Here is a 19,771-nt window from a genome sequence, read left to right as displayed (position 1 = left end):
CCTAGACACGCGGAACGGGGCGCCAGCGACAAATCGGTGACGCCCCGTTCGGGGTGAGGCGGACTCAGCCGCGCACGTCCGAGAGGACGTAGCCCTCCTCGCCGTGCACGACGGTGTCGATGCCGGCGATCTCGTCCTCGTTCTTCACGCGGAAGCCGATCGTCTTCTCGATCGCGAAACCGATGATGAAGGCGAGCACGAACGAGTAGGCCAGCACCGCGAGGGCGGCGATCGCCTGGACGATCAGCTGGTTGAACGAGCCGCTGTAGATCAGGCCGGTCGTGTTGGCGAAGATGCCCAGGTACAGGGTTCCGAGCAGACCGCCGACGAGGTGGATGCCGACCACGTCGAGCGAGTCGTCGAAGCCGAGCTTGAACTTGAGCTCGATCGCCAGGGCGCAGACGGCGCCGGCGAGCAGGCCGAGCACGATCGCCCAGAACGGCGTCAGGGCGGCGCAGGCGGGGGTGATCGCGACCAGACCCGCGACGGCACCGGAGGCGGCGCCGACCGAGGTGGGCTTGCCGTCCTTGATCTTCTCGACGATCAGCCAGGCGAGCAGCGCGGCGGCGGGAGCGGCGATGGTGTTGACGAAGGCCAGCGCGGCGGTGCCGTCGGCGGCGAGCTCCGAGCCCGCGTTGAAGCCGAACCAGCCGAACCACAGCAGGCCCGCGCCGAGGAGCACGAACGGCGGGTTGTGGGGGACGTGGGCGCCCTTCTGGAAGCCGACGCGCTTGCCGAGCACCAGGGCGAGGGCGAGGGCCGCCGCACCGGCGTTGATGTGCACCGCGGTTCCACCGGCGAAGTCGATCGCGCCGACGCCGAAGATGTCCTGCATACCGTGCGTGATCCAGCCGCCGTAAGAGAACGAGCCGTCATCGGCGAGGCCGAAGTTGAAGACCCAGCTGGCGACCGGGAAGTAGACGACCGTGGCCCAGATGCCCGCGAAGATCATCCACGCGCCGAACTTGGCGCGGTCGGCGATGGCGCCCGAGACCAGGGCGACGGTGATGATGGCGAACGTGGCCTGGAATGCGACGAAGGCCAGCGGCGGGTACGCGGCGCCCTCGGGCGTCTCGAGCACACCGGCGAGGCTGAAGTTCGACGGGTCGATGGCCCAGGCGAACTGGGTGGTGCCCGCCTCGGTGGTGGGGAACGCGATCGAGTAGCCGTAGAGCACCCAGAGGACGCCCATCAGGCCCATCGCGCCGAAGCTCATCATCATCATGCTGATGACGCTCTTGGCCTTGACGAGGCCGCCGTAGAAGAACGCGAGTCCTGGCGTCATGAGCAGCACGAGTGCCGCTGCTATCAGGATGAATGCGGTGTTGCCTTGATCCATCTCGGAGGAAACCTCTCTGCAGGGACGCAGGTGTAGCGTCGGGTCCCCTCAGTGTTCCCAGTGCCGGTTACCGTCGGCGTTCGCCTCGTGTTTCGCGAACGTTACAGCCCGAGCCCCCCGGTAAACATCGCGTTTCGCGCGGATGGGAGCCGCTGATGAGAAGGCCTCAGGAGTGCGTGAGGGCGACCAGGCGCGACACCGCGCGCAGGTACTTCTTGCGGTATCCGCCGGCGAGCATCTCGTCGCTGAAGACGGTGTTCAGCGGCACCCCGGTGGCGCGGATCGGGATCTGCGCGTCATACGCGCGGTCGACGAACGCGACCAGGCGCAGCGCCGCCGACTGATCGTGCAGCACCTGCACGTCGCGCAGCCCGATCACGTCGACCCCGTCGATCAGACGGATGAAACGCGAGGGGTGCACGCGGGCCAGGTGTCCGACGAGACCGGTGAAGGAGTCGTCGGATGCCACCGCTCCCGAGGCCGCGGTGTCGATCGCGGTCCGGTAGTCGTCGTCGGAGAGAACCTTCGCCTCGCCGTCGATGGCGCGCTGGCGGAAATCGGTGCCGTCGATGCGGATCGTGCGGAAGCTGTCGGCCATCGACTGGATCTCGCGCAGGAAGTCCTGGGCGGCGAACCGGCCTTCGCCCAGGGCGTTCGGCGGCGTGTTCGAGGTCGCGGCCAGTCGGGTTCCGGATGCCACGAGCTCGCCGAGCAGGCGCGTCATGACCATCGTGTCGCCCGGGTCGTCGAGCTCGAACTCGTCGATGCACAGCAGGTCGGATCCGCGGAACAGTTCCACGGCCTTCGCGTAGCCGAGCACGCCCACGAGGGCGGTGTACTCGATGAACGAGCCGAAGTACTTCCGGCGGGCGGGCATCGCGTGATAGATCGAGGCGAGCAGGTGGGTCTTGCCGACGCCGAACCCGCCGTCGAGGTACACCCCGGGCTTGACCGGCGGGGTCTTCTCGGCACGGCGGAAGAACCCGCCCTTCTTCGCCGGAGCCGACTGCTTCCCGGCGAACGCCTGGAGCAGCTCCTTGGCCTCCTGCTGCGAGGGGTAGGCGGCATCCGCCCGGTACGACTCGAACGTCGCCCCGTCGAACTGCGGCGGGGGCACGAGCGCGCTGACCATCTCGGCGCCCGAGACCGCGGGCTCGCGATCGGTGAGGTGGATGAGGCCGGTCGTGGCGGGGATCGAGGTCATGGCCGTCCTGTGTCCGAGTCTTACGTCAGGGGTGCGTGCCCCATGACGCGGATCTAGGGTCGATGGTGCGGTGTCCACCCTATGCCGCCGCATCAGCCGACAAGACCGAGGAGCTCTCCGTGACCGTCGAGATCGACACCACGTCCCCCAAGTTCGCCGAGTACTCCGAGCCCGGACGCCTCGTCACGGGCGCGTGGCTGCAGGAGCGCCTCGGAACGCCGGGTCTCGTCGTCGTCGAATCCGACGAAGACGTGCTGCTGTACGAGACCGGGCACATCCCGGGTGCCGTGAAGGTCGACTGGCACACCGAGCTCAACGACCCGGTCGTGCGCGACTACGTCGACGGCGCCGGCTTCGCGAAGCTGTTGAGCGCGAAGGGCATCTCGCGCGACGACACGGTCGTCATCTACGGAGACAAGAACAACTGGTGGGCCGCGTACGCGCTGTGGGTCTTCTCGCTGTTCGGTCACGAAGACGTCCGTCTGCTCGACGGCGGCCGTGACAAGTGGATCGCCGAGGGGCGGCCGCTGACGACCGACAAGACCGTCGTCGAGGCCACCGACTACCCCGTCGTCGAGCGCGACGACTCCGTGCTGCGCGCGTACAAGGACGACGTGCTCGCCCACCTCGGCAACCCCCTCATCGACGTGCGCTCCCCCGAGGAGTACTCGGGCGAGCGCACGACCGCCCCGGCCTACCCGGAGGAGGGCGCGCTGCGCGCGGGACACATCCCGAGCGCGCAGAGCGTCCCGTGGGGCAAGGCCGTGGCCGAGGACGGCGGCTTCAAGTCGCGCGCCGAACTGGATGCCATCTACCGCGACGGTGCGGGACTGGCCGACGGCGACAAGATCGTCGCGTACTGCCGCATCGGGGAGCGTTCGAGCCACACCTGGTTCGTGCTCAAGCACCTGCTCGGCTTCGACGACGTCCGCAACTACGACGGCTCGTGGACGGAGTGGGGCAGCGCGGTGCGCGTGCCCATCGTCTCCGGTGCCGAGCCCGGCGAGGTCCCGGGCCGCTGAGCCCGGGAGCGGGGGACGTGGGAGGATGACACGGATGTCCGAACACGCCCTCCCCGCCCGTCTCGCCGAGATCCGCGACGAGTTCCTCGAGCTCGACGAACCCGATCGGCTGCAGCTGCTGCTGGAGTTCTCGCAGGAGCTCCCCGAGGTCCCCGCGGAGTACGCCGACCACCCCGAGCTCGCCGAGCGGGTGGCCGAGTGCCAGTCGCCGGTCTACATCATCGTCACGGTCGACGCCGACGATCGCGTCGCGATGCACGCGACGGCCCCCGCCGAGGCGCCCACGACCCGCGGGTTCGCGAGCATCCTCGCGCAGGGTCTCACCGGGTTGAGTGCCGATGAGATGCTCGCCGTCCCCGACGACTTCCCGCAGAGCATCGGTCTCACCCGTGCGGTCAGTCCCCTGCGCATCGCGGGGATGACCGGAATGCTCATGCGCGCGAAGCGCCAGGTGCGCGCCAAGCGCGCCGCCTGAGCCCACCGCCGCCGGCGGGGTACGGAGCCCCGTGCCTCCGCGCCCGGCCGGGCGCGCGGCATCCGGGTCACTCGCTCCCGGTGCGCGCGAGGCCCCGGTCGCGGACCCAACGGGCGATGGCCTCCGACCAGCGGGTCTCGTCGTAGTTCCACAGCTTGGTGTGACGGGCGATGGTGAACGTCTCCATCGTGACGAGGTCGGGGCGCGCCGCGGCGAGGGCGTGCGAGGCGTCGGAGGGGACGAAGCCGTCGTCGTCGCTGTGCAGGATGAGCACCGGATGCCGCAGGCTCCGCGCACGCGAGACCACGTCGAGGCGGTCGAGCGGGATCGGTTCACCGGTTCGCAGCATCGCCGCTCCCCACCCCGAACGGATGGTGCGCTGCGCCAGGGCGATCACCGGTGCCGGCAGGCGCATCGCGCGCCCCTGGAAGGACAGGACCGTGCGCCAGTCCACGACGGGAGAGTCGAGCACGAGACCGGCGATGACGTCGCCGTGCGGGGATTCGAGGGCGGCCTGGAGCGCGAGCGCGCCGCCCATCGACCAGCCCATGACGATGACGCGCCGCGCGCCCTGGCGACGGGCGTAGCCGATGGCGGCGTCGAGGTCGCGCCACTCCGTCGCTCCCAGGGCGTAGGTGCCCGAGGGGCTCGCCGGTGCGTCGCCGTCGTTGCGGTACGACACGACGAGGCTCGTGATGCCCAGGGCGTGGAACACCGGAACGGCGCGCAGGGTCTCGGCGCGCGTCGTGCCGCGCCCGTGCACCTGGATGACCCACACGTCGGTGGGCTCGGCGGCGGGGAACTCCCACGCGGGACAGGCGCCCACCCCGGTCTCGACGTCGACGTCGCGCATGGGCAGGTGCAGCTGACCCGGCTGGTCGAAGTACCACCCGCTGAAGGCGGCCTCGGGGGCGAGGTCGCCATCGGCGGCGACGTGCGTGAGTAGCTTGCGGGTGACGGTCGTCTCGTCGTCGCCCACGATGGAACCGAGGCGCAGGTACTCGACGGAGCCGACCGTGAACAAGCCGTACCGACCGGGCAGGGCCGTGTCGGGCGTCCGGGCGAGCGTGATGGTCTGCGCCGCCGCGTCGAGGCGGACGATGCGCGTGTCGGGCCGTCGGCCGGCCGGTCGCACCACCGTTCGCGCCACGCGCAGGGAGACCGCGCCGAGCGCGCCCGCCGAGGCGGCGAAAGCGACCCCCAGGGTGGAGAGGGCGATGCGGAAACCGGTGATGCGGCGCCGCGATGCGGGGTGACCCGCGGCGCGCCTGGGAGCGTTCATCGAGGCCTCACTCTAGTCTGCTGCCGTGAGTGACCATCGCCCGGCGGAGGCCGCCGGACCGTTCGCGCGTGCCGCCGAGGAGATCCGCGCCACCACGTTCCGCGACGACCTGGTGGTCCGCGAGATCTCCTCGCCCGCCGGTCTCGCTCCGTTCTCGCTCGCCCTCGCCGGTGATGTGCGTCCCGAGGAGCACGCCACCGATTCGCCCTTCGGAACGGGCCGCTTCATCCTGCTGCACGACCCCGAGGAACCCGAGCCCTGGGGCGGGGCGTGGCGCATCGTCTGCTTCGCGCAGGCCCCCCTGGAACCCGAGATCGGTGTGGATCCGCTGCTGGCCGAGGTCGCCTGGTCGTGGTTGATCGACGCGCTCGACTCCCGCGGCGCCGACCGGCATTCCGAGTCGGGAACCGCCACGAAGACCCTCTCCGCCGGTTTCGGCGCCCTCGCCGCCCAGGGAGAGGGTTCGCAGATCGAACTTCGCGCGTCATGGTCGCCGCGCGGTCCCTTCCGCCCGCACCTCGAGGCGTGGGCGGAGCTCGTGTGCATGCTCGCCGGCCTCCCCCCGGGGTCGGAGGGCGTTGCCGTGTTCGGAGCCCGGAGGCCCACGCGTGGTTGAGTACATCGTGATCGAGGATGCCGCGCGGTTCCGTGCCGCGTGCGAGGCGCTGGCCGCCGGGACGGGGCCGGTCGCGGTCGACGTCGAGCGGGCCTCGGGCTTCCGTTATTCGCAGCGCGCCTATCTCATCCAGGTGTTCCGTCGGGATGCCGGGGTGTTCCTCTTCGACCCCACGACGATCGAGGACTTCTCCCCCCTGCAGGAGGCGATCGGCGAGACCGAGTGGGTCTTCCACGCGGCCAGCCAGGACCTGCCGTCGCTGCGCGAGCGCGGTCTCGAGCCGCCGGTGATCTTCGACACCGAGCTGGGCTCGCGCCTCCTCGGGCACGAGCGGGTCGGGCTGGGTGCCGTCGTCGAGCAGACGCTCGGCATCACCCTCGCCAAGGCGCACTCGGCCGCGGACTGGTCGACGCGCCCCCTCCCGGCATCCTGGCTCGAATACGCCGGTCTCGACGTCGAGCACCTCGTCGACGTGCGCGACGTGCTCGTGGCCGAGCTCGACGAGCAGGGCAAGACCGAGTTCGCCCGCCAGGAGTTCCAGGCGGTGCTCGACCGCGAGCCCAAGCCCCCGCGCGACGACCCCTGGCGGCGGTTGAGCGGACTGCACACCGTGCGGGGCCGCCGCTCCCTCGCGGTCGCGCGCTCGCTGTGGCAGGCCCGCGAGGACTACGCCCGCGAGCAGGATGTGGCCCCCGGGCGGCTGGTCCCCGATCGCGCGCTGGTGGCCGCCGTGCTCGCCGATCCCGCGAGCAAGCAGGCGCTGGCCGGTGTCAAGGAGTTCAACGGCCGCGCGTCCCGGACGCAGCTGGACCGCTGGTGGAACGCGATCGTCGAGGGGCGGGAGTCGACCGATCTGCCGGCCGATCGCGTGCCCAGCGACACGCTCCCCCCGCCCCGCGCGTGGGCGGACCGCAATCCCGAGGCCGACCGTCGCCTGAAGGCGGCGCGACCGGCTGTCGAAGCACGCGCGGAAGAGCTGCGGATGCCGACCGAGAACCTCCTCACCCCCGAGACGCTGCGCCGTGTCGCGTGGGCTCCCCCGGCCGAGGTGACGTCGGAGGCGATCGGAGCGGCCCTCGCGGAGCTCGGAGCGCGGCCCTGGCAGATTGAGCAGACCGCACAGGTGATCGCCGATAGCTTTGTAGCTTCCGTCAACGACGATCCGGATGCCGGGGAGGCGACTTCGTAGGTTCGGACAACCGATTCCCGGTGCTCGATCCCGCTTCCTAGGCTGGGGTGATCCCAAACTATGGAGGCAGAGTGGCCGAGATGACGGACGTCTTCTTCGTCGACGGAATGCGCACCCCCTTCGGGCGCGCCGGCGAGAAGGGCATGTACTGGAACACCCGCGCCGACGACCTGGTCGTCAAGGCGATCATCGGGTTGATGGAGCGCAACGGCGACGTGCCGAAGGACCGGATCGACGACGTGGCGATCGCCGCGACGTCGCAGACGGGTGACCAGGGCCTGACCCTGGGCCGCACCGCGGCGATCCTCGCGGGTCTGCCGATGACGGTGCCGGGTCTGGCGATCGAGCGCATGTGCGCCGGCGCCATGACGAGCGTGACGACGATGGGCGCCTCGATCGGCGTCGGCATGTACGACCTCGCCCTCGCGGGCGGTGTCGAGCACATGGGTCGTCACCCCATCGGCGGCAACGTCGATCCGAACCCCCGTTTCGTGGCCGAGAAGCTCGTCGACCCGGGCGCGCTGAACATGGGCGTCACCGCCGAGCGCATCCACGACCGGTTCCCCCACCTGACGAAGGAGCGCGCCGACCGCTTCGGCGCCGCGAGCCAGCACAAGGTGCAGGCCGCGTACGAGGCCGGCAAGATCCAGCCCGATCTGGTCCCGGTCGCCGTCAAGGACGCCGAGGGCGCCTGGGGACTCGCGACCGAGGACGAGGGCCGTCGCCCCGAGACCACGGTCGAGGGTCTCGCGACCCTCAAGACCCCCTTCCGGCCGCACGGGCGCGTGACCGCGGGCACCTCGTCGCCGCTCACCGACGGGGCGACCATCAGCCTCCTCGCCGGTGCCGACGCGGTGAAGGAGTTCGGTCTCGCCCCCAAGATGCGCATGGTGTCGTTCGCCTTCGCCGGCGTCGAGCCCGAGATCATGGGCATCGGTCCGATCCCCTCGACCGAGAAGGCGCTGAAGAAGGCCGGACTCACGATCGACGACATCGGGCTCTTCGAGCTCAACGAGGCGTTCGCGATCCAGGTCATCTCGCTGCTCGATCACTTCGGCATCGCCGACGACGACCCCCGCGTCAACCCGTGGGGCGGGGCGATCGCCCTGGGCCACCCGCTCGCGGCATCCGGTGTGCGTCTCATGATCCAGCTCGCGGCCCAGTTCGCCGAGCGTCCCGACGTGCGCTACGGCCTCACCGCGATGTGCGTGGGCCTGGGCCAGGGGGGCTCGGTCATCTGGGAGAACCCGTTCTTCGACGGAAAGAAGAAGCGCAAGTGACCGACGACATCTCCCGCGCCTACGCGGACATCGACTTCTCGCCCCTCGACGCCCTCACCGGCGACGAGGTGATCACCCACTCCCCCGTCCGCGACGTGCGTCTGCCCTCGGGCAACGTGCTCGCGCTGGTCACGCTCGACAACGGCCGCGACCACACGCGTCCCAACACGCTGGGCCCGGCGACCCTCGCCGAGCTCGGCGAGACCCTCGCGACGCTCAAGCGTCGCGCAGCGGCGGGAGAGATCCACGCCGTGGCGATCACCGGCAAGCAGTACATCCTCGCCGCCGGCGCCGATCTGTCCGACGTCGCGAAGCTGCCCTCCAAGGACGTCGCCCGCCTCATCGCGCAGCGCGGCCACCAGGTGATCGGCTCGCTCTCCGAGCTGGGCGTGCCCTCGTTCGCGTTCGTCAACGGCCTCGCCCTCGGCGGCGGGCTCGAGATCGCGCTCAACTCGACGTACCGCACGGTCGACGCCTCCGCGGCGGCCGTCGCGCTGCCCGAGGTGTTCCTCGGCATCATCCCCGGCTGGGGTGGCGCCTACCTGCTGCCGAACCTCATCGGCATCGAGAACGCGCTCGAGGCCGTCATCTCGAATCCGCTCAAGCAGAACCGCATGCTCAAGCCGCAGCAGGCGTTCGACCTCGGGATCATGGATGCCATCTTCCCGGCGGCCAGCTACCTCGAGGACTCGCTGCGGTGGGCCGATGGCGTGCTCACCGGCCGCGTGAAGGTCGAGCGCAAGAACGAGCCCGGCAAGCTCGAGCGCCTGACCAAGTGGCCCATCGCGATCAAGATGGCGCGCGGCATGCTCGAGTCGAAGATCGGCACCGTGCCCCGCTCCCCCTACGTCGCGCTCGATCTGCTCGACAAGGCGAAGAGCGGCACCAAGGCCGAGGGCTTCGCCCGCGAGGACGAGGCGCTGGCCGACCTGATCACGGGCGACCAGTTCGCGGCATCCATGTACGCCTTCGACCTCGTGCAGAAGCGCGCGAAGCGTCCCGTCGGGGCTCCCGACAAGGCGCTCGCGAAGAAGGTCACGAAGGTCGGCGTGATCGGCGCGGGCCTCATGGCCTCGCAGTTCGCGCTGCTGTTCGTGCGCAAGCTCCGGGTGCCCGTGATCATCACCGACCTCGACCAGGGTCGGGTCGACAAGGGCGTGGCATCCATTCGCGAAGAGATCGGCAAGCTCGAGGCCAAGGGCCGCCTCGACGGCGACACCGCCAACCAGCTCCGCGCGCTCGTGCACGGCACGACCGATCGCAACGAGTTCGCCGACTGCGACTTCGTGATCGAGGCCGTGTTCGAAGAGGTCGGCGTCAAGCAGGAGGTCTTCAGCGCGATCGAGAAGATCGTCGCCGACGACGCGATCCTCGCCACCAACACCTCGTCGCTCTCGGTCGCCGAGATCGGCTCGGTGCTGAAGAACCCCGAACGGCTCGTGGGCTTCCACTTCTTCAACCCCGTCGCGGTCATGCCGCTCATCGAGGTCGTCAAGACGGATGCCACCTCCGACGCCGCGCTCTCGACGGCGTTCGTGGTCGCGAAGGGTCTCGGCAAGAACGCGGTGCTCACCGCCGACGCCCCGGGCTTCGTCGTGAACCGCCTGCTGGCGAAGGTCATGGGCGAGGCGGCGCGCGCGGTGTACGAGGGCACGCCCCTCACGGTCGTCGAGAAGGCGTTCGCTCCCCTCGGACTGCCGATGGGACCGTTCCAGCTGATCGACCTGGTCGGCTGGAAGGTCGCGGCGCACGTGCAGGACACGATGGCGCACGCCTTCCCCGACCGGTTCTTCTCGTCGGAGAACTTCCACGAGCTCGCGGCCCTCCCGGAGGTCGTCGAGAAGGACAAGGGCGGTCGCGTGACCGGCTGGACCAAGGCCGCGCAGAAGGTGCTCGTCACCGGAAAGACCCCGGTCGCGCCCGAGACGATCCTCGCCCGCGTGCAGGACGGTCTCGCGCAGGAGATCAAGATCATGCTCGATGAGGGCGTGGTCCCCGAGGTGCAGGACATCGACCTGTGCCTCATCCTCGGCGCCGGCTGGCCCTTCATCGACGGTGGGGCCTCGCCCTACCTCGACCGCGAGGGGGCGTCGCAGCGCGCCTTCGGCGACACGTTCCACCACCCGCCCATCCGCGGCATCGGAGCCTGAGGCCCCGCACACAACGACGGCGCCGTCCCCGAGGGGGCGGCGCCGTCGTCATCTGTGCGAGGTGAGGGGCAGCGCTCCGCGACAGGAGATCGTCCGGGGACAGGACGGGGCTCGGCGGGCGAGGCGTGTTCTGGAATCATCGCCTGTTCTCGCGCGGTGGGGCTCATGAGGAAGGGGCCGGGATCTCACGATCCCGGCCCCTTCGTCACGCCCTTACGGCCGGGACTTCTCCCACTCCTCGATCGTCGGGATCGAGCCGGTCGGAGTCTGACGGGCCATGGGGATGCGGGTACCGAGGACCTGCGCCACGACGTCGTGGGCGATCTTGGACGCCGTGAGTCCGGCATCCTCGAGGATCTGCTCGCGCGTGGCGTGATCGATGAACTCGTCGGGGATGCCGAGCTCGTCGACCGCCGTGTCGACGCCGGCCTCGCGCAGAACCTGGCGCACGCGCGTGCCGACACCGCCGACGCGGATGCCGTCCTCGATCGTGATCACGAGACGGTGCTCGCGGGCCAGGTCGACGATCGACGGCTGCACCGGAATGGCCCAGCGCGGATCGATCACCGTGGCACCGATGCCCTGCGCCTTCAGTCGCTCCGCGACCTCCAGCGCGAGATGGACCATCGGTCCGATGCCCACGAGGAGCACGTCTTCGCTCGAGCCGCGACTCAGCACGTCGACGCCGTCGTGCAGACGCTCGATCGCCTCGACGTCGTCGTTGACCTTGCCCTTGGGGTAGCGCACGACGGTCGGCGCGTCCTCGACGGCGGTGGCCTCGCGGAACACCTCGCGCAGGCGCGCGGCGTCGCGCGGAGCGGCGATGCGGATGCCGGGGACCAGCTGCAGCATCGCGAGGTCCCAGATGCCGTGGTGGCTCGGGCCGTCGGGACCGGTGACGCCGGCCCGGTCGAGCACGAAGGTCACCCCGGCCTTGTGCAGGGCGACGTCCATCATGACCTGATCGAACGCGCGGTTCATGAACGTGGCGTAGATGGCGACGACCGGGTGCAGGCCTCCGAAGGCGAGACCGGCGGCGGATGCCACCGCGTGCTGCTCCGCGATCCCGACGTCGTACACGCGCTCGGGGAAGCGCTCCGCGAACTTCTGCAGACCTGTGGGACGCAGCATCGCGGCGGTCATGGCGATGACGTCGTCGCGTTCGGCACCGACCGCGACCAGTTCGTCGGCGAACACGTCGGTCCACTGCGGACCGCCGCCCGAGCCGAGCGCCTCGCCGGTGATCGGGTCGATCTTGCCCACGGCGTGGAACTGATCGGCTTCGTCGCTCATCGCGGGCGCGTATCCGCTGCCCTTGTCGGTGATGGCGTGCACGATGACGGGCGCGCCGTACGACTTGGCCAGCTCGAGCGTCTCGATGAGCGACTCGAAGTCGTGGCCGTCGATGGGACCGAGGTATTTGATGTCGAGGTTGCTGTACAGCGCCTCGTTGTTCGTGAAGCGTGACAGGAAGCCGTGCGTTCCGCCGCGGACGCCGCGGTACACCGCGCGGGCGGCGGGCCCGAGACGGCGGAAGAGCGTGTCGGAGCCGCGGTGCAGGGTGCGGTACGCCTCATTCGTGCGCACGCGGTTGAGGTAGCGCGCCATGCCGCCGATCGTGGGGGCGTAGGAGCGGCCGTTGTCGTTGACCACGATGACGAGGTTGCGGTCGTTGTCGTCGCTGATGTTGTTCAGCGCCTCCCACGTCATCCCACCGGTGAGAGCGCCGTCGCCGACGACGGCGACGACGTGGCGGTCGCGGCGACCGGTGCGGCTGAAGGCCCGCGAGACGCCGTCGGCCCAGCTGAGCGAACTGGAGGCGTGCGACGACTCGACGACGTCGTGCTCGCTCTCGGAGCGCTGCGGGTAGCCCGCGAGACCCCCGCGCGAGCGGAGCTTCTCGAAGTCCTGACGGCCGGTCAGGATCTTGTGCACGTAGGACTGGTGCCCGGTGTCGAAGATGATGGGGTCGGCGGGTGAATCGAAGACCTTGTGGAGAGCGATCGTGAGCTCGACCACGCCGAGGTTCGGTCCGAGGTGGCCGCCGGTGCGGGCCACGTTCTCGACGAGGAAGGACCGCACCTCCGCGGCCAGTTGACGCAGCTCGTCGGAAGTCAGGGCGTCGAGGTCACGGGGTCCGTGGATGCCGGGTAGGAGAGCCATGTGACTCCTCTCGTGCGGTGTGCGCAGAGGTCTGCGCGTCTGTCGATTCTAGTCTCCGGGGGTGCGGAGGGCCCGGCAACGGCTTGCCGTCCGCGGCCGAGTAGTGTTCGCTCCCCCGCCCGAAACGCGAAGCGCCCCGGGAGCGCGAGGCTCCCGGGGCACCGGATGACGATCACTCAGACGAGCGAACGCAGCACGTACTGCAGGATGCCGCCGTTGCGGTAGTAGTCGGCCTCACCGGGGGTGTCGATGCGGACCACGGCGTCGAACTCGATGGTCTGCTTGCCCTCGGGCGAGAACTCGCTCGGCTCGGCGGTGACCTTCACCGTCTTGGGGGTCACGCCCTCGTTGAGCTGCTCGAGGCCCTCGATCGAGACGATCTCGGTGCCGTCGAGGCCCAGCGACTTCCAGCTCTCGCCGGCCGGGAACTGCAGCGGGACGACGCCCATGCCGATGAGGTTCGAGCGGTGGATACGTTCGAAGCTCTCGGTGATGACGGCCTTCACGCCGAGCAGGTTCGTGCCCTTGGCCGCCCAGTCGCGCGACGAGCCGGAGCCGTACTCCTTGCCGCCGAAGATCACCAGCGGGGTGCCCTGCGCCTGGTAGTTCTGGCTCGCGTCGAAGATGTACGACTGCGGGCCGCCCTCCTGGGTGAAGTCACGGGTGTAACCACCCTCGACGACCGTGCCGTCGTTGACCGCCGCGGTGAGCTCGTTCTTCAGGCGGATGTTCGCGAAGGTGCCGCGGATCATGACCTCGTGGTTTCCACGGCGCGAACCGTAGGAGTTGAAGTCCTTCTGCGCGACGCCGTGCTCGGTGAGGTACTGCGCGGCGGGCGTGCCCGCCTTGATGTTGCCGGCCGGGCTGATGTGGTCGGTGGTGACCGAGTCGCCGAGAGTGGCCATGACGCGCGCGCCGGTGATGTCGCGCACCGCGTCGGGCTGCATCGTCATGCCGTCGAAGTAGGGAGCCTTGCGCACGTAGGTGGAGTCGGCATCCCACTCGAAGACCGGGCCGGTCGGGGTGGGGAGGTTCTTCCAGCGCTCGTCGCCCTCGAAGACGGTGGCGTACTGCTGGATGAACTGCTCGCGCGAGATCGACGCGTCGATGATCGTCTGCACCTGGTCGGGGGCCGGCCAGATGTCCTTGAGGAAGACGTCGTCGCCGTTCTGGTCCTTGCCGAGGGCGTCGGTCTCGAAGTCGAAGTTCATCGATCCGGCGAGGGCGTACGCGACCACCAGCGGCGGGGAGGCCAGGTAGTTCATCTTCACGTCGGGGCTGATGCGACCCTCGAAGTTGCGGTTGCCGGAGAGGACGGCCGTGACGGCGAGGTCGTTCTCGTTGATCGCCTCGGAGACCTCCTCGATGAGGGGGCCGGAGTTGCCGATGCAGATCGTGCAGCCGTAGCCGACCGTGTAGAAGTCGAGGCCCTCGAGCGCCTTGTCGAGGCCGGACTTCTCGTAGTAGTCGGTGACGACCTTCGAGCCGGGGCCGAGCGTCGTCTTGACCCACGGCTTGCGCTTCAGGCCCTTGTCGACGGCGTTCTTGGCGAGCAGGCCCGCCGCGATCATGACCGAGGGGTTCGACGTGTTGGTGCACGAGGTGATGGCGGCGAGGGTGACCGCGCCGTTGTCGAGCAGGTACGACTGCCCGTCGGGGGTGGTGACCTTGACCGGGTTCGACGCGTTGGCGGGGTGGCCCGAGGAGATCAGGACCTCGCTCTCGGTGACCTCTTCGTGCTCCTCACCGGGAACCGAGCCCGGGTCGGATGCCGGGAAGGTGCCGTCGACCTCGAGGTCGACGATCGAGTCGGAGACCGACGCGCCGGCGTAGTTGAGGATGTCCTTCTCGAACTGGTTCTTCGCCTCGGACAGCAGGATGCGGTCCTGCGGGCGCTTCGGGCCGGCGATCGAGGGGACGACCGTCGACAGGTCGAGCTCCATGTACTCGCTGAAGACCAGCTCGCGGTCGGCGTCGTGCCAGAGCTTCTGCTCCTTGGCGTACGCCTCGACCAGCGCGACCGTCTGCTCGTCGCGGCCGGTCAGGCGCAGGTAGTCGAGGGTGACGTCGTCGATGGGGAACATCGCCGCGGTGGAGCCGAACTCGGGGCTCATGTTGCCGATGGTGGCGCGGTTCGCGAGCGGCACCGAGGCGACGCCCTCGCCGTAGAACTCGACGAACTTGCCGACCACGCCGTGCTGGCGCAGCATGTCGGTGATCGTGAGCACGACGTCGGTCGCGGTGACGCCGGCGGGGATCTCGCCCGAGAGCTTGAAGCCCACGACGCGCGGGATGAGCATCGACACGGGCTGGCCGAGCATGGCCGCCTCGGCCTCGATGCCGCCGACGCCCCAGCCGAGCACGCCCAGGCCGTTGACCATCGTGGTGTGCGAGTCGGTGCCGACGCAGGTGTCGGGGTAGGCGCGAAGAACGCCGTCGACCGAGCGGTCGTAGACGACCTTGGCCAGGTGCTCGATGTTCACCTGGTGCACGATGCCCGTTCCCGGGGGGACGACCTTGAAGTCGTCGAACGCCGTCTGGCCCCAGCGCAGGAACTGGTACCGCTCGCCGTTGCGCTCGTACTCGATCTCGACGTTGCGCTCGAGGGCGTTCTCGCTGCCGAAGAGGTCGGCGATGACCGAGTGGTCGATGACCATCTCGGCGGGCGAGAGCGGGTTGATCTTGTTCGGGTCGCCGCCGAGCGCCGTCACGGCCTCGCGCATGGTGGCGAGGTCGACGATGCAGGGCACTCCGGTGAAGTCCTGCATGACCACGCGGGCGGGCGTGAACTGGATCTCGGTGTCGGGGTCGGCCGTGGGCACCCACGAACCGAGCGCCTCGATCTGCTCCTTGGTGACGTTGGCGCCGTCTTCCGTACGCAGCAGGTTCTCGAGCAGCACCTTGAGGCTGAACGGGAGCTTCTCGTGACCGGCGACCGTGTCGATGCGGAAGATCTCGTAGTCGGTGCTGCCGACCGTCAGGGTGCTCTTTGCACCGAAGCTGTCAACCGTGGACACGATCGTCTCCTTCGTCGGCGAATGCGCAGGCGTGGGCCCGCATCTCCCCATCTTCCCCGCGCCGCGAGGCCGATTCCAGCAAGGTCGGCCTAACCGCTCGGGGGAACGGATTTATCTTGATGTCAAGATAATATCAGGACTCGCGCCGCGGCGAGAGAGAACGCACCACGAGCCACGTCACGGCGAGCATCGGGGCGAACAGCGGCAGGCCCATCACGATCTTCAGTGTGCCGAGCGCGGTGACGTCGCCGGCGAAGTAGAGCGGCAACTGCACCACGAGCCGCGCCGCGAACAGCGCCGCCCACGCGATCGACAGCCAGGTGTAGGCGCGCTTCTTGCGCCGGTCCGCGCGCCAGCCCGATCCCTCACCGAGGAGGTAGCCGGCGGCGAGGCCGATCAGGGGCCAGCCGATCAACGCCGACACGAAGAACGCCGTTCCGTATGCGCCGTTGGTGAAGAAGCCCAGCACGAAGTTGTCCTGGCCGCGGCCGGTGACGAGGGCGAGCACGGCGGCACCGACGGTCGCCAGCAGTCCCCCGATCGCGGCGCTCGGCGGCGACTTCGCGATCAGGCGCGCGAGCGTGAACACCACCGCGAGCCCCACCGAGACGCCGAGGCTGAGCCACAGGTTGCCCTGCCGCGTCTCCGGGTCGATCGTGACGGTGAACAGCACGACGAACGCGAGCGACGGCAGGACGGATTCCAGGATGCCGCGCACCCCGCCCATCGCCGACCACACCGCCGCGCCGGTGCTGCCGTGCGCCGCGGGGTCGAGGCCCGCGCGCCGCGCGGCGTTGCCGAGGGCCGCCCCCACGCTGTCCGCGGCCGAGGGCGGCTGCAGGGGGACGCGCTCCGCGTCCGCGGCGGCGTCGGGGCGGGAGGACTCCTCGCTCATGCGGTGCCGGGAGTCGACGGCATCCGCAGGGGGATGAGGTCGCGCGGCGGCATGGGCGACGATCCGCGCACGACCACGATCGAACGGAAGAGGTCTTCGACCGCCGCGGCGGCCTCGACGTCGCTCGTCGCCGCTCCCCCGACCACTCCGCGCAGGAACCAGCGCGGCCCGTCGACGCCCACGAAGCGGGCGAGACGCTTTCCGGCGCCGTCGGCTCCGGCCACGACCGGCACCTCGGCGAGCAGCTCGGGACCGAGGGGACCCTCGCGCTCCTCCACGCGCCCGCCCTGCTGCTTCACCTGCTGGCGGATCTGCTCGCGCGTCTCCTCCCACAGGCCGCTCGAGCGCGGCGCGGCGAAGGGCTGCACCTGGAGGGTCGAGTCGGCGTAGTCGAGACCGACGGCCACGATGCGCTTGGTCTGCTCCTCGACCTCGAGGCGGAGGTTGAGGCCCTCGCGCGGCAGGATCTTGATCCCGCCCAGGTCGATGTAGGGGCGCACGGGGTTCGCCTCGGCCTCGTCGAAGGGGCCGGCGCTGTCGCGGTCGAGCGGGGCGCTCTTCGCGGGGGGCGCGAGCTCGGTGCCGGGCTCGTCGGCCGAGGGGCCGTCGGGTGCGGGTGTGGGCTGCGACGCGTCGGTCATCGGGTGCTCCCTTGCAGGCTCTGGTATCCGCTCGATCCGAAACCGCCTTCGCCGCGCACGCTCTCGGGGAGTTCGTCGACGGGGACGAAGCGCACGGGCGGGACGGGCATCACGATGAGCTGGGCGATGCGGTCTCCGACCGCGATGTCGTACGCCTCGTCGAGGTCGGTGTTCAGCAGGGCGACCTTGATCTCGCCGCGGTACCCGGCGTCGATCGTGCCGGGGGCGTTGACGATGGTGATGCCGTGCTTCGCGGCCAGCCCGCTGCGCGGGACCACGAAGGCGGCGTACCCCTCGGGGAGGGCGATGCGCACTCCCGTTCCCACGAGAGCGCGGCGGCCCGGCTCGAGGAGGACCGCCTCGGCGGCGGTCAGGTCGGCCCCGGCGTCGCCGGGGTGGGCGAAGACCGGGGGCTCGGATGCGACAATTGGGACGTCCACCGTTTCGGTCACCCCACGAGGGTAATGCAGAAGAGGGGGTGCGGCATCCGCACCGCAGCCGAGTACCGAGAGCGCCTGAGTCCGTCGCTGTGGGCGCTCGTCGCCGCCGCCGTGTGCGGTCCGATGGCGGCGGTCGTCTTCTCGCCGCTGGACACGACCCTGGCCCTGTTCATCGGGCTGATCGTGTCGGTGGCCATCGTGGTCGCTCTGCTGGCGCTCTCCCCCGTCGTCGAGGTGCGCGACGGTGAGCTGCGCGCCGGACGCGCGCACATCCCGGTGGAGTTCCTGGGCGTTCCCTCCGGCGTCGTCGCCGAGGAGGCCCGCACGGCCCGCGGGAGTGGTCTCGACCACCGGGCCTGGCATGTCATCCGGGGTGGGATCGACGGCATCGTCACGGTTCCCGTGACCGATCCCGACGACCCGACCCCGTCGTGGGTGGTGTCCACCCGCACGCCGGATCGCCTCGTCGCGGCGATCCAGCGCGCTCAGATCAGGCTGCGCACTCCAGGCAGATGAAGCCGGGGCCGCTCTCCTCCGCGATCTGGGAGCGGTGCTTCACGAGGAAGCAGTTCATGCAGGTGAACTCGTCCTCCTGCGGGGGCAGGACGACGACATCGAGCTCGATGTGGGAGAGGTCGGCGCCGGGCAGTTCGAAGCCCGAGGGGTTGTCGGCATCCTCGTTGTCGATCGACCCCGACGCCTTGTCGGGCACGCGCTCCTTGAGGGCCTCGATCGACTCGCTGTCGTCCTCGGTCTTGCGCGGTGCGTCGTAATCGGTTGCCATGCGTGCGGGTCTCTACTTCCGGTTTTCGTGGTGCTGTGCCCCATCGGGTGCCCGATCGGGCGGCCATAGTTTGCATGACACGTCTGCGATAAGCAAATGCTCTCGGCGGTGTTCGCGTGTCGGGCGAGACGGGAAACTCGCGGCGCGCCCCGGATATTCCCGCAACCGGGCGGCGCGCATGTCAGCATGGGCGCTGACCGCAGATCGGAGGGGTGTTTCGCATGGAACAGCTCAAAGTCATCGGAACCGAAGATGACGTCCTCGTCGTGGCGACGCAGTCCGGCGAACGCTTCGCCCTCGCGCTCGACGAGGTGCTGCGCGCCGAGGCGCGCCGCGCACGTCGCGACCGCGAAGACGACGACCGCGCCCCGCGCCCCAGCCCCCGGGAGATCCAGGCCCATATCCGCGCCGGCCTGTCGGCGCGCGAAGTGGCGACCCTCCTGAACGCACGCGTCGAGGACGTGGAGCGCTTCGAAGGACCCGTGCTCGCCGAGCGCGAGCACGTCGTCGCGCAGGCCCTCGCGGTCCCCGTGCTGCTGGGCGGCACTCTCGAACACGACGCCCCCATCACCTTCGGAGCGGCCGTGCGCGCCAAGCTGGCCGAGGCGGGCGCCTCGGCGGAGCGCTGGACCAGCTGGAAGGAGGGCTCCGGCTGGATGGTCAAGCTGGAGTTCACCGCGAACGGCATCGACCACGACGCCCGCTGGGGCTTCGAGCCGCGCCGCAGCACCCTCTCCCCCCAGAACGCCGACGCGATCCAGCTCTCGCGGCAGGGATCGCTGCCCGAGGGGCTCATCCCGCGTCTGCGCGCCCTCGACAACGTCGCGAAAGACGACTCGCGTTTCGACAGCGGGGCCTTCGGCCCGCGTCGTCTCGACATCGACGACGAGCCGGGCGTCGAGGCGACCGGTCCGGTCGCCCCGGCCGTGCAGGCCGCCGCGATCAAGCGGGCTCCCGACGCTCCCGTGACCTCGTCCGAGACGGCCGACCTGCTGGAGGCGCTCCGTCGCCGTCGCGGTCAGCGCGAGCCCCTGCCGGGCGCCGCCGAGATCGAGCCCGAGCCGCGTCCGTCCGCTCCTCCGGTGGCCCTGTTCGACGCCGTCGAACCCGGCTACCGCGACGAGAGCGTCGACGACACCGTCGAGCCCGAGCGTCCCCAGCCCGACACCGCGCGACGCGCAAAGGGGCGTCCGTCGATGCCGTCGTGGGATGAGATCGTCTTCGGGGCGCGCAGCGACGAGAGCTGACGCGCGCTCTCCCTCGTCGGGCTGGGC

The 19,771-nt window shown here is 70.0% G+C and carries 17 protein-coding genes; 8 read left to right on the top strand and 9 right to left on the bottom strand.

Annotated features, from left to right (window positions below):
• Positions 1-64 precede the first annotated feature (64 nt).
• Complete coding sequence (locus tag FB047_RS02555) at positions 65-1,339, bottom strand: ammonium transporter (RefSeq protein ID WP_136585643.1); 1,275 nt, start codon at positions 1,337-1,339, stop codon at positions 65-67.
• A gap of 166 nt (positions 1,340-1,505) precedes the next feature.
• Positions 1,506-2,543, bottom strand: a complete 1,038-nt coding sequence (zapE, locus tag FB047_RS02550; protein ID WP_136585642.1) for a cell division protein ZapE — start codon at positions 2,541-2,543, stop codon at positions 1,506-1,508.
• A 119-nt stretch (positions 2,544-2,662) separates the two neighbouring features.
• On the opposite strand from zapE, the gene FB047_RS02545 reads away from it, so the two are divergent.
• A complete protein-coding gene (locus FB047_RS02545) occupies positions 2,663-3,565 on the top strand; it encodes a sulfurtransferase (protein WP_136585641.1) in 903 nt (300 codons plus the stop codon).
• Between the two features lie 34 nt (positions 3,566-3,599).
• Positions 3,600-4,040 carry a SufE family protein gene (locus FB047_RS02540; RefSeq protein ID WP_136585640.1) on the top strand — a complete coding sequence of 147 codons (441 nt, stop codon included), beginning with the start codon at positions 3,600-3,602 and terminating at the stop codon, positions 4,038-4,040.
• A gap of 67 nt (positions 4,041-4,107) precedes the next feature.
• Here FB047_RS02540 and FB047_RS02535 read toward each other — a convergent pair whose 3' ends face one another.
• Positions 4,108-5,322, bottom strand: a complete 1,215-nt coding sequence (locus tag FB047_RS02535) for an alpha/beta hydrolase family protein (protein WP_136585639.1) — start codon at positions 5,320-5,322, stop codon at positions 4,108-4,110.
• Between the two features lie 25 nt (positions 5,323-5,347).
• Here FB047_RS02535 and FB047_RS02530 point away from each other — a divergent pair, with 25 nt between their 5' ends.
• The 4 genes from FB047_RS02530 (at position 5,348) to FB047_RS02515 (ending at position 10,557) form a co-directional block, all read left to right on the top strand.
• Positions 5,348-5,938, top strand: coding sequence for a DUF3000 domain-containing protein (locus FB047_RS02530; protein WP_136585638.1), 591 nt, complete (start codon positions 5,348-5,350; stop codon positions 5,936-5,938).
• Complete coding sequence (locus FB047_RS02525) at positions 5,931-7,127, top strand: ribonuclease D (RefSeq protein ID WP_136585637.1); 1,197 nt, start codon at positions 5,931-5,933, stop codon at positions 7,125-7,127. The genes FB047_RS02530 and FB047_RS02525 overlap by 8 nt, the downstream gene beginning before the upstream one ends.
• A gap of 71 nt (positions 7,128-7,198) precedes the next feature.
• On the top strand, positions 7,199-8,407 hold the full coding sequence (locus FB047_RS02520; protein ID WP_058625199.1) for a thiolase family protein: 1,209 nt from the start codon (positions 7,199-7,201) through the stop codon (positions 8,405-8,407).
• Positions 8,404-10,557 carry a 3-hydroxyacyl-CoA dehydrogenase NAD-binding domain-containing protein gene (locus FB047_RS02515; protein ID WP_240752502.1) on the top strand — a complete coding sequence of 718 codons (2,154 nt, stop codon included), beginning with the start codon at positions 8,404-8,406 and terminating at the stop codon, positions 10,555-10,557. Before FB047_RS02520 ends, FB047_RS02515 begins: the two co-directional genes overlap by 4 nt.
• 213 nt (positions 10,558-10,770) lie before the next feature.
• Here the strand turns inward: FB047_RS02515 and dxs are convergent, their stop codons facing one another.
• The 5 genes from dxs to dut form a co-directional block, all read right to left on the bottom strand.
• Positions 10,771-12,720, bottom strand: a complete 1,950-nt coding sequence (gene dxs / locus FB047_RS02510) for a 1-deoxy-D-xylulose-5-phosphate synthase (protein WP_136585636.1) — start codon at positions 12,718-12,720, stop codon at positions 10,771-10,773.
• Positions 12,721-12,896: 176 nt separating this feature from the next.
• Positions 12,897-15,737, bottom strand: a complete 2,841-nt coding sequence (gene acnA, locus FB047_RS02505) for an aconitate hydratase AcnA (protein WP_136585635.1) — start codon at positions 15,735-15,737, stop codon at positions 12,897-12,899.
• 133 nt (positions 15,738-15,870) lie between these two features.
• Positions 15,871-16,632 carry a DUF3159 domain-containing protein gene (locus tag FB047_RS02500; protein WP_136585634.1) on the bottom strand — a complete coding sequence of 254 codons (762 nt, stop codon included), beginning with the start codon at positions 16,630-16,632 and terminating at the stop codon, positions 15,871-15,873.
• A complete protein-coding gene (locus FB047_RS02495; protein WP_136585633.1) occupies positions 16,629-17,273 on the bottom strand; it encodes a DUF3710 domain-containing protein in 645 nt (214 codons plus the stop codon). The genes FB047_RS02500 and FB047_RS02495 overlap by 4 nt, the downstream gene beginning before the upstream one ends.
• On the bottom strand, positions 17,270-17,725 hold the full coding sequence (gene dut / locus FB047_RS02490) for a dUTP diphosphatase (protein ID WP_205822593.1): 456 nt from the start codon (positions 17,723-17,725) through the stop codon (positions 17,270-17,272). The genes FB047_RS02495 and dut overlap by 4 nt, the downstream gene beginning before the upstream one ends.
• Before the next feature lie 12 nt (positions 17,726-17,737).
• Between dut and FB047_RS02485 the strand changes: the two genes are divergently transcribed.
• Positions 17,738-18,229 carry a DUF3093 domain-containing protein gene (locus FB047_RS02485; RefSeq protein WP_136585632.1) on the top strand — a complete coding sequence of 164 codons (492 nt, stop codon included), beginning with the start codon at positions 17,738-17,740 and terminating at the stop codon, positions 18,227-18,229.
• Here FB047_RS02485 and FB047_RS02480 read toward each other — a convergent pair.
• Positions 18,204-18,497 (bottom strand): DUF4193 domain-containing protein, encoded by a 294-nt coding sequence (locus tag FB047_RS02480; protein ID WP_136585631.1) that lies wholly within the window; start codon positions 18,495-18,497, stop codon positions 18,204-18,206. The two genes, FB047_RS02485 and FB047_RS02480, sit on opposite strands and share 26 nt — an antisense overlap.
• Before the next feature lie 221 nt (positions 18,498-18,718).
• Here FB047_RS02480 and sepH point away from each other — a divergent pair, with 221 nt between their 5' ends.
• Positions 18,719-19,744, top strand: a complete 1,026-nt coding sequence (gene sepH, locus FB047_RS02475) for a septation protein SepH (protein WP_136585630.1) — start codon at positions 18,719-18,721, stop codon at positions 19,742-19,744.
• Positions 19,745-19,771 lie beyond the last annotated feature (27 nt).

Origin of the sequence: Microbacterium hydrothermale (assembly GCF_004854025.1) — a bacterium.
Classification (GTDB): Bacteria; Actinomycetota; Actinomycetes; order Actinomycetales; family Microbacteriaceae; genus Microbacterium; species Microbacterium hydrothermale.
The sequence above is the reverse complement of the archived record's forward strand: the minus strand, read 5'-3'. Positions and strand labels throughout refer to the sequence as shown.